Here is an 8,579-nt window from a genome sequence, read left to right as displayed (position 1 = left end):
GATAACGAATCCGAGCGGCTGGTACAGCAAAGCCTGGAGCGTTATCCAGCGCGCTCGTTGCCTCGTCCAGAATCAGGATCGGCGGATTTTTCAGAAACACGCGCGCAATCGAAATCCGCTGTTTCTGCCCACCGGACAGGCGAACGCCCCGCTCGCCGACATAGGTATCATAGCCGTCCGGCGTCGCGGCGATAAAATCGTGCGCGCCGGCCTGTTTCGCAGCCGCAATCACCTGTTCGCGCGAAGCGTCCGGCCGGCCATAGGCGATATTTTCAAAAATCGTGCCGGAAAACAGATACACGTCCTGCTGCACCACGCCGATCTGCCCGCGCAGCGAATCCAGTTCCACGTTTCGCACATCATGGCCGTCCACGGTCACGCGGCCGCCGCTCACATCGTAAAAACGCGGGATCAGGTTGCAGATGGTCGTCTTGCCGCCGCCCGACGGGCCGACCAGCGCCACGCTCTGCCCTGCCTGCACATCCAGGTCCAGATGGTCCAGCACCGCAGTATCCGGATCGTCCGCATAGGCAAAGGACACGTCCTCAAACCGGATGTTGCCCTGCAGGCGCGGCAGCACCTGCGCGTCTTCCGGACTCTGAATATCCGGAATGGCGTCCATCACCTCAAAAAACCGTTCAATTCCCGTCATGCCGCGCTGAAACTGCTCGGTAAACTCCACAATGCGGCGAATGGTGGCCAGCAGCGTCGTCACATACAGCAGATAGGCCATGAAATCCGCAGGCTCGATTTTGCCGTTTACCATAAACAGGCCGCCGGCAATGATAACTGCCAGATACATCAGCCCGTCAAACGCGCGGGTGGTCGCGTTAAACGCTCCCATCCAGCGGTAATTTTCCCGTTTGATATCAAACCAGTCCTGGTTGCCCTGCTCAAATTTCTCAATTTCGCGCTGTTCTCCGGTAAAGGATTTGACCACGCGGATGCCGAGCAGGCTATCCTCCACCTGGGCGTTCACTTCACCCACCTGCCGGCGGTTTTTCGCAAAAGTCTCCCGCATTTTGTGGTTGAATTTGCCGCATACCACGGCCATCACGGGCACAATGGCAAAAATGATAAGCGTCAGCGGCACGTTGACCGTACACAGGATGATGAAGGATACGACAATTTTCAGCCCTGCGATAAAAAACTCTTCCGGGCAGTGGTGAGCAAATTCGGTCACGTCAAACAGGTCCGAGGTGATGCGGGCCATCAGCTGACCGACCTTGGTCTCGGCAAAGTAGCTGAAGGACAGCTTCTGCAAATGGGAAAACAGCGCCGAACGCATATCGGTTTCAATCTTGGCCCCCATAACGTGGCCGATATTGCTCATAAAATAACTGGCGGCCACGTCAATGATGCGCAGCACCAGATAAACCGCCGCCACGCGCAGAATGAGCGACGCGGTCAGCAGCGAAAAATCGTCCACGCCGACCTGCGCCAAATGGCGCACCAGCAGCGGCAGCACGATTTCACACAGCGTTGTCAGCGCCGCACAGAACAGGTCAAAGGCAAGAATGCCCGCATAGGGCCTGAAGTACGGTGCAAAGCGGCGGAGCAGGCCGCCGGTTGTATGTTTCATGAAAAATCATAGTCCTTTCTGTTTGAGTGGAACGCCTTACAGCCTGTCCAGAAAGCTGTGGCGGCCGTCCGTATCCCGCCAGCCCAGCAGCTTGGCCGTATCCACGTTTTTCACAGCGTTCAGAATGTTGGCCTCAATCTGCGGATTCTTTTCCGCCAGCGCAGCAATGAGCGCGCGAATTTCCGCGCGCTTGGTATCCGTTTCCAGCCGTTTGGCCGGACAGTCGCACGATGAAAACAGCAGCCCGCACGCCGCCGCCCATTGCTCCACCGCCCGCTCGCGCACATAGTACATCGGCCGGATGAGCTCCATGCCCGCATAGTTCTGCGCCTGCACGCGCGGCAGCATAGCCTGCACCTGTCCGCCGTAGACAAGGCCCATCAGCACGGTGCTGACCGCATCGTCATAATGATGGCCCAGCGCGACTTTATTGCAGCCGCGCCGGCGCGCCTCGGCATACAGATAGCCGCGCCGCATTTTGGCGCACAGAAAGCACGGGTGTTCGGCCGCATGCCTGCCCGCAACCTGCAAAACATTGGTTTCAAATACGGCAAGCGGCAGGTCCAGACGCGCGGCGTTCTGCTCCAGCCGGGCGCGCACCTGCGGCGAATAGCCCGGGTCCATCGCCAGAAAAACCAGCGAAATATCCATCGTTTTTTGCAGGTCCTGCATCAGCAGCGCCAGCAGCATCGAATCCTTGCCGCCCGAAAGGCAGACCGCAATCCGGTCCCCCTGCCGGACAAGCGCGAATTCCCGCACCGCCCGCACAAACGGCTTGCGCAGGCTGCGCGCAAAATCGGTTTGCAGCGTGCGGCGGATCTGCTGGGCCGTCATTTGCCCGCCTTCTTGTGCTGGAAATGATAGGTGATGCGCGCCAGCACGCTGTCCGGCACAAAATGGCGCGCAAAGGTCATTGCCTTCATTGCGGCGCCCGGCACAACGGCGCCTTTTCCGGCAAACAGCCCGTCGAGCGCCTCGCGCGCGACGCGCTCCGCGTTCAGGCCGGAAAGCGAAAAGCGCACGCCAGCCACCTGATTAAACTCCGTATCCACCGGCCCCGGGCAGAGCGCGCAGATTTTGACCGCGCTTTTTTGCTGCCGCAGTTCCTCGCGGACGGCTTCGGTCAGCCGCAGGACGTAATTCTTGCCTGCATAATACGCCGCCATCAATGGGCCCGGCAAAAATCCGGCCGAAGACGCAACATTCAGAATATATCCGCGGTCCCGTTTGACAAAATCCTGCACCGCAAGTTTGGTCAGCAGATGCACCGCGCGGATGTTGACGTCAATCATGCGCAGCTCCGTATCCAGGTCGGTCTCTGTAAATTTGCCGAACAGGCCAAAGCCCGCATTGTTGACGACGACCTCCAAATCGTCCCCCCGCGCCGCTTCATACAGCAGACGGCATTCGGTTTCATCCGCCACATCGGCCGCAATGATATGGCAGACCACGGGCAGTTCGGCGGCCAGTTCGCGCAGCCGGTCCTCCCGGCGGGCGCACAGCGTCAGCTCATAGCCGCGCGCCGCAAGCTGCCTGGCAATCTCTCTGCCAATGCCGGAGGACGCGCCGGTAATCAATGCTCGCATGGAAAAACCTCCTTTTTCGGTTGTTTTATTTCGATTTAAGTGTAGCAGAATTATGCGCGGGGCGCAAGCTGTCCGCATCGGTTTTATCCGACGGATTTTGTGCCGCCGCACTGTCTTTTCACCAATTTTTCTTTTACTGTCCGCACAAAGATGATATACTAAAAGCAGAAACAGACACGCCGCTGACGGACACCCAAAAAGGAGGGCGTATGATGGTAAAAAACGAACTGGAAACCGAGCTGTATGCGCTGCTCGCCGCGCCCATGCGCATGGAGGAGATCCGGCGCGCACTGCCGCAGGCCGGAAAAAGCGAACTCAAGGAAGCGCTTGACCGCCTGGTTGCAGACGGCCGCGTGATGAAAAACAAGAAAAACCGTTTTGCGCAGTCTGCGCATTTTGGCTGCGTGGCCGGTACCTATCTGGCAACGGAGCGCGCCTTTGCCTTTGTTTCGCCGGACGGCGGCAGCACCGCGGATAAGTCGGACGACCTTTTCATCCCGCCTGACGCTTCCGGCGGCGCATGGCACGGCGACCATGTACTCGTCCAGCGCACAGAACGCGCGGGCGGGCGCGGACGGACGGAGGGCACGGTCATCCGCATCCTGCAGCGCGCAGGCAAGGAAGTGACCGGCGCGCTGCGCCAGCGCGGACGGCACTATTTTGTCGAACCCGCGTCTAAAAAATATCCGGACATCTATATCGACCCGCACGACATCGGGCCTGCCGCCCCGGGCGACAGCGTGGCGGTCGCCGTCACCTGCTACGGGGACGGAAAAATTCTGCCGCAGGGCCGCGTACAGGCCGTGCTGGGACAGGAGGGCACCATAGAGGCTTCCATCGCGTCCATTCTGCGCGAAAACGGCGTATATGAGGCCTTTCCCGACGATGTTCTCTCTCAGGCGGACGCCCTGCCGCAGACGGTGCCCGCAGCCGACTGCACCGGACGGCTTGACCTGCGGGACAAGCTGATTTTCACCATAGACGGGGACGACGCCAAGGACTTTGACGACGCGGTTTCTCTGGAAAAGCTGGAAAACGGCCATCTTCTGCTCGGCGTTCACATTGCGGACGTCAGCCACTACGTCACGCCGGACAGCCCGCTTGACCGCGAAGCGTTTCGCCGCGGCACATCGGTATACTATCCGGGGCACGTCATCCCCATGCTGCCGTTTGCACTTTCGCACGGCATCTGCTCGCTCAATCCCGAGGTGGACCGGCTGACCTTCTCCGCGCTGCTGGAGCTGGATAAGGACGGCCGCCGCTATACGGCAAAGTTTGCCAAATCGGTCATCCGTTCCAAGGCGCGCATGACCTACAACAACGTCAATAAAATCCTCGCAGGGGACGAGGCGCTGCGGACGCAGTACGCCCCGCTTGTCGATGCGTTTGAACAGATGAACGCGCTTGCCCACGCGCTGTACAAGCGGCGCGTTGAGCGCGGCGCGCTCGAACTGGATATTCCCGAGGCGCAGATCATCGTGGACGAAGCCGGCCGGCCGGTCGATATTCAGTACCGCGAACGCGGGGATGCAGAAAAGCTCATCGAGGAGTTCATGCTGCAAGCCAACGAAGCGGTGGCCGAATTTATGCACCGGCAGGAAAAGCCGACCGTCTACCGCGTACACGAAAACCCCGACCCCAACAAACTGGCTGCCTTTGCCGCCTTTGCGCGGCCATTCGGCTACCGCATTGATACCTCCAAGCCGGAGGATACGTTCCAGATGCAGGCCGTGCTGCGCGGCGCAAAAAACGACCCCAAACAGCGCGCGCTGCCCACGCTGCTGCTGCGCAGCCTTGCGCGGGCGCGGTATGCGGACGAATGCCTGGGGCATTACGGCCTGAAGGCCAAATTTTATCTGCATTTCACCTCGCCCATCCGGCGCTACCCTGACCTGATGGCGCACCGCATGCTGCAAAAGGCGCTACTGGATGCAGAATTTACCGCAGCGGACGAAACGGCATGCGAAGAGGCCGCCGCGCAGTCCACCACCCGCGAATTTGCTGCCGACGAATGCGAACGCGGCATTGACAAGCTGTTTATCGCGGCCTATATGCAGCGGTTCATCGGCGAAGAGTTTGACGCCGAGGTTTCCGGCGTGCAGTCCTTCGGCCTGTTCGTCTCGCTTGCCAACGGATGCGAGGGCCTGATTCGCGTGGAACTGCTCGCAGGCGACTATTACCAGTATGACGAGCAGCACATGACCATGCAGGGCCGGCATACGGGCAAACGGTTCACCATCGGCACACCCATCCGCGTGCGCCTCATCGCCGCGAGCGAGATCACCGGACAAATTGACTTTGCCCCTGCCGACGGTGCGCTGCCTGTGAGCGAGGCGCCCGTTTCGGCCGCGTCCGGAGACCCTGTTCCCTCTTTTTCCGGCAACCGCGCCCAGCGCCGCCGGCAGGACAGGCACCGCACCGGCCGCAAAGGCAAAAAGCCGCCCACCCGCAAGCGCAAGTAACCCCATCCCTCTCCATTTTTATTCAGAAAGAAGATTTATCAATGCCTGCACTCATTTTGGAGGGCGGTACCTTCCGCCCCATCTTTTCCTGCGGCGTAATGGACGCGCTGCTCGATCACGGCGTCATGTTCGATTATGTTTCCGGCGTTTCGGCGGGCATTACGGACGCCGCTTCCTACCTGTCCCGCCAGCGGGGCCGCAACCTGGAAATCATGCACCGGTTCCGGCATGACAAGCGCTATCTCGGCGCGCGCAACCTGCCGCACGACCATTCGATCTTCGGCGTGGATTTTGTGTTTGACACCATTCCAAACGAGCTTCTGCCGTTCGACTGGGACGCTTTCCGCGCCTATCAGGGCCGCATGCTCGTCGGCGTGACCAACGCGGAAACCGGCCAGGCCGAATACCTTGACGGCATGCAGCTGGACAAGGCCAGCACCATGCTGCGCGCCAGCTGCTCCATCCCGATTTACTTTCCGCCGGTGCAGATCGGGGATAAAACCTATTATGACGGCGGCATCGCCGACCCGATTCCGATTGTCAAAAGCCTGCATGACGGCAACAAAAAGCACCTGATCGTGCTGACCCAGCCGAAAACCTACCGCAAGCAGCAAACGCGCGGCACGCTGCTGGCTGCCCGCGCCATGCGCCGCAAATACCCCAGGATGTGTGAAACCATGCTCAGCCGTCCGAAACGATACAACGAAACGGTGTGCCTGTGCCACCAGCTTGCGGACAGGCAGCCGGAAAGCACCGTACTGCTTCAACCCTCCGAGCCGCTTGAAAGCTTTGAAAAAGATATAAAAAAGCTGGAATATGGCTACGAAATGGGGTATAATATGGCTTGTGCCCGCATGGACGATATCAAGCGTCTGTTCGGCTGATTTTCCATAGATTACGGAGCGGCGGCGCTCCAATCACATCAAAAGGGGTATAAAGAGCATGCAAAACAAAAGAATTATCCAGGTAGAGGACAAGGTTCCGCCCAAATTACTGGTGCCGCTGTCCATTCAGCACATGTTCGCCATGTTCGGCGCGTCTGTGCTGGTGCCGTTCCTGCTCGGCATCAATCCGGCGATCGTGCTGTTTATGAACGGCATCGGCACGCTGCTGTTCACCCTTATCACCAAGGGCAAGGCGCCGGCCTATCTCGGCTCTTCCTTCGCATTTATCGCGCCGGCCACGCTGATTATCCAACAGTGGGGCTATCCCTATGCGCTCGGCGGCTTTGTAGTTGTCGGTTTGTGCGGCTGTATTCTTGCAGCAATCATCTACAAATGCGGCACCAAATGGATTGATGTGGTGCTGCCGCCTGCGGCGATGGGGCCGGTGGTTGCGCTCATCGGCTTGGAGCTGGCGGGAAGCGCCGCTTCCACCGGCAAAATCGTTGGGGAAGGCGTTACCAGCGCTACGGTCATCACGTTCTGCGTTACGCTGGCAGTCGCCGTGCTGGGCAGCGTGCTGTTCCGGGGTTTCCTGTCGGTCATCCCGATTCTGATTGCGATCCTGTGCGGTTACGCTGCCGGTTTGATCACTGAGGCTGTGATGGGTGAGCATGTGATCCGTGACGGGATCGCAGCAGCGCTGCAGCAGCCGCTGTTCATGCTGCCGGACTTCCAGACGCCCAAATTCAATCTGGATGCAATTCTGATTATGCTGCCCGTGCTGCTCGTTATCGCCAACGAACACATCGGCCACCAGCTGGTAACGAGCAAAATCGTCGGGCGTGACCTGCTCAAAGACCCCGGCCTGCACCGCTCGCTGTTCGCGGATAACTTTTCCACCGCGCTTTCCGGCCTGATCGGTTCGGTGCCGACCACTACTTACGGCGAAAACATCGGCGTTATGGCGATTACCGGCGTATATTCGGTGCGCGTCATCGGCGGCGCGGCGGTGCTGTCGCTCATCTGCTCGTTCGTCGGCCCGCTGGCGGCGCTGATTCAGACCATTCCCGGGCCGGTCATCGGCGGCATCTCTTTCCTGCTGTACGGCATGATCGGCACTTCCGGCCTGCGCATCCTGGTGGATAACAAGGTGGATTACGGCCGCAACCGCAACATGGTGCTGACCTCGGTTATTTTTGTCACCGGTCTTTCGGGCGTTACGCTGCAAATAGGCAATGTATCGCTTTCCGGCATGACGCTGGCGGCCATCGTCGGCATGCTGATGAGCCTGCTGTTCGCCGCGTTTGACAAACTGGGTATTTCCAACGATTTGGCAGAATAAAACAAAAGCACCTTCGCTTTCTGAAAAGGCGAAGGTGCTTTTTTTCTTTTTTACGTTTTTTCCTTATCCAGCGCCAGCACCACAATGGTGGACAGGATGCAGACAAAACCGAGAAAATCCATCCATTGGAACTGCGCGCCCATCAATACCACAGAGAAAAACGTGGCCGATACAGGCTCGATTGCCGAAAGCAGGCTGCCTTTCCGCGGTCCCACGCAGCGGATGCCCTCCAGGTGGATGGAGAACGCCAGCACGGAGCCGATCAAAACGACGATCAGCATCGCAATGACAACCTGCCTGTCAATCTGTACCGCAATATTCCACGGCTGAAACAGCGCGGCAAGCGCCAATCCGCCGAGAATCATGCCCCATGCGGTCACAGTCATCGAGCCGTACCGTTCCAGCAGGCCGACCGGCTGCACCGTGTACATGGCAAGCGATACCGCCGCCAGCAGGCCCCAGAACAGCGCTTTTTCAGAAAGCACCATGCTGCTCGGGTCGCCGTGCGTGGCCAGCAAAAACGTGCCGCCCACCGCCAGCGCAATGCACAGCAGCTCCAGCATCCGCGGCAGCCGCCGGCTGCGTACGCACAGATACAGCAGCACCAGCACGGGCGCGATATATTCCAGCACAGTGGCCGTACCCGCGTTGGAATAGCTGATCGCGGCAAAATAAGTATACTGGCAGGCGCTCATCGCCACAAGGCCGAACAGCAGAATGCCG

The 8,579-nt window shown here is 59.3% G+C and carries 7 protein-coding genes; 3 read left to right on the top strand and 4 right to left on the bottom strand.

Annotated elements, in window-relative coordinates; all coding sequences use genetic code 11:
- The 3 genes from ACOYIE_RS07025 to ACOYIE_RS07015 form a co-directional block, all read right to left on the bottom strand.
- Nucleotides 1-1,582: ABC transporter ATP-binding protein (locus ACOYIE_RS07025; protein ID WP_433411765.1), on the bottom strand; the 1,582-nt coding region annotated here is incomplete at its 3' end.
- A 36-nt stretch (nt 1,583-1,618) separates the two neighbouring features.
- Entirely contained in the window at nt 1,619-2,416 is a 798-nt protein-coding gene (locus ACOYIE_RS07020; protein WP_433411763.1) for a tRNA lysidine(34) synthetase, read from the bottom strand.
- A complete protein-coding gene (locus ACOYIE_RS07015; protein WP_433411760.1) occupies nt 2,413-3,168 on the bottom strand; it encodes an SDR family NAD(P)-dependent oxidoreductase in 756 nt (251 codons plus the stop codon). The genes ACOYIE_RS07020 and ACOYIE_RS07015 overlap by 4 nt, the downstream gene beginning before the upstream one ends.
- A gap of 212 nt (nt 3,169-3,380) precedes the next feature.
- Here ACOYIE_RS07015 and rnr point away from each other — a divergent pair, with 212 nt between their 5' ends.
- The 3 genes from rnr to uraA are packed head-to-tail and all read left to right on the top strand — an operon-like array spanning nt 3,381 to nt 7,856.
- Nucleotides 3,381-5,630 (top strand): ribonuclease R, encoded by a 2,250-nt coding sequence (rnr, locus tag ACOYIE_RS07010; RefSeq protein WP_433411758.1) that lies wholly within the window; start codon nt 3,381-3,383, stop codon nt 5,628-5,630.
- Nucleotides 5,631-5,671: 41 nt separating this feature from the next.
- A complete protein-coding gene (locus ACOYIE_RS07005; RefSeq protein ID WP_433411756.1) occupies nt 5,672-6,514 on the top strand; it encodes a patatin-like phospholipase family protein in 843 nt (280 codons plus the stop codon).
- 58 nt (nt 6,515-6,572) lie between these two features.
- On the top strand, nt 6,573-7,856 hold the full coding sequence (gene uraA, locus ACOYIE_RS07000) for a uracil permease (protein ID WP_433411754.1): 1,284 nt from the start codon (nt 6,573-6,575) through the stop codon (nt 7,854-7,856).
- Between the two features lie 50 nt (nt 7,857-7,906).
- Here uraA and ACOYIE_RS06995 read toward each other — a convergent pair.
- A partial coding sequence (locus ACOYIE_RS06995; protein ID WP_433411752.1) for an EamA family transporter occupies nt 7,907-8,579 on the bottom strand: 673 nt, incomplete at its 5' end.

This window comes from Agathobaculum sp. (genome assembly GCF_050946325.1).
Classification (GTDB): Bacteria; Bacillota; Clostridia; order Oscillospirales; family Butyricicoccaceae; genus Agathobaculum.
This window is presented reverse-complemented; position numbering and strand designations above follow the sequence as displayed.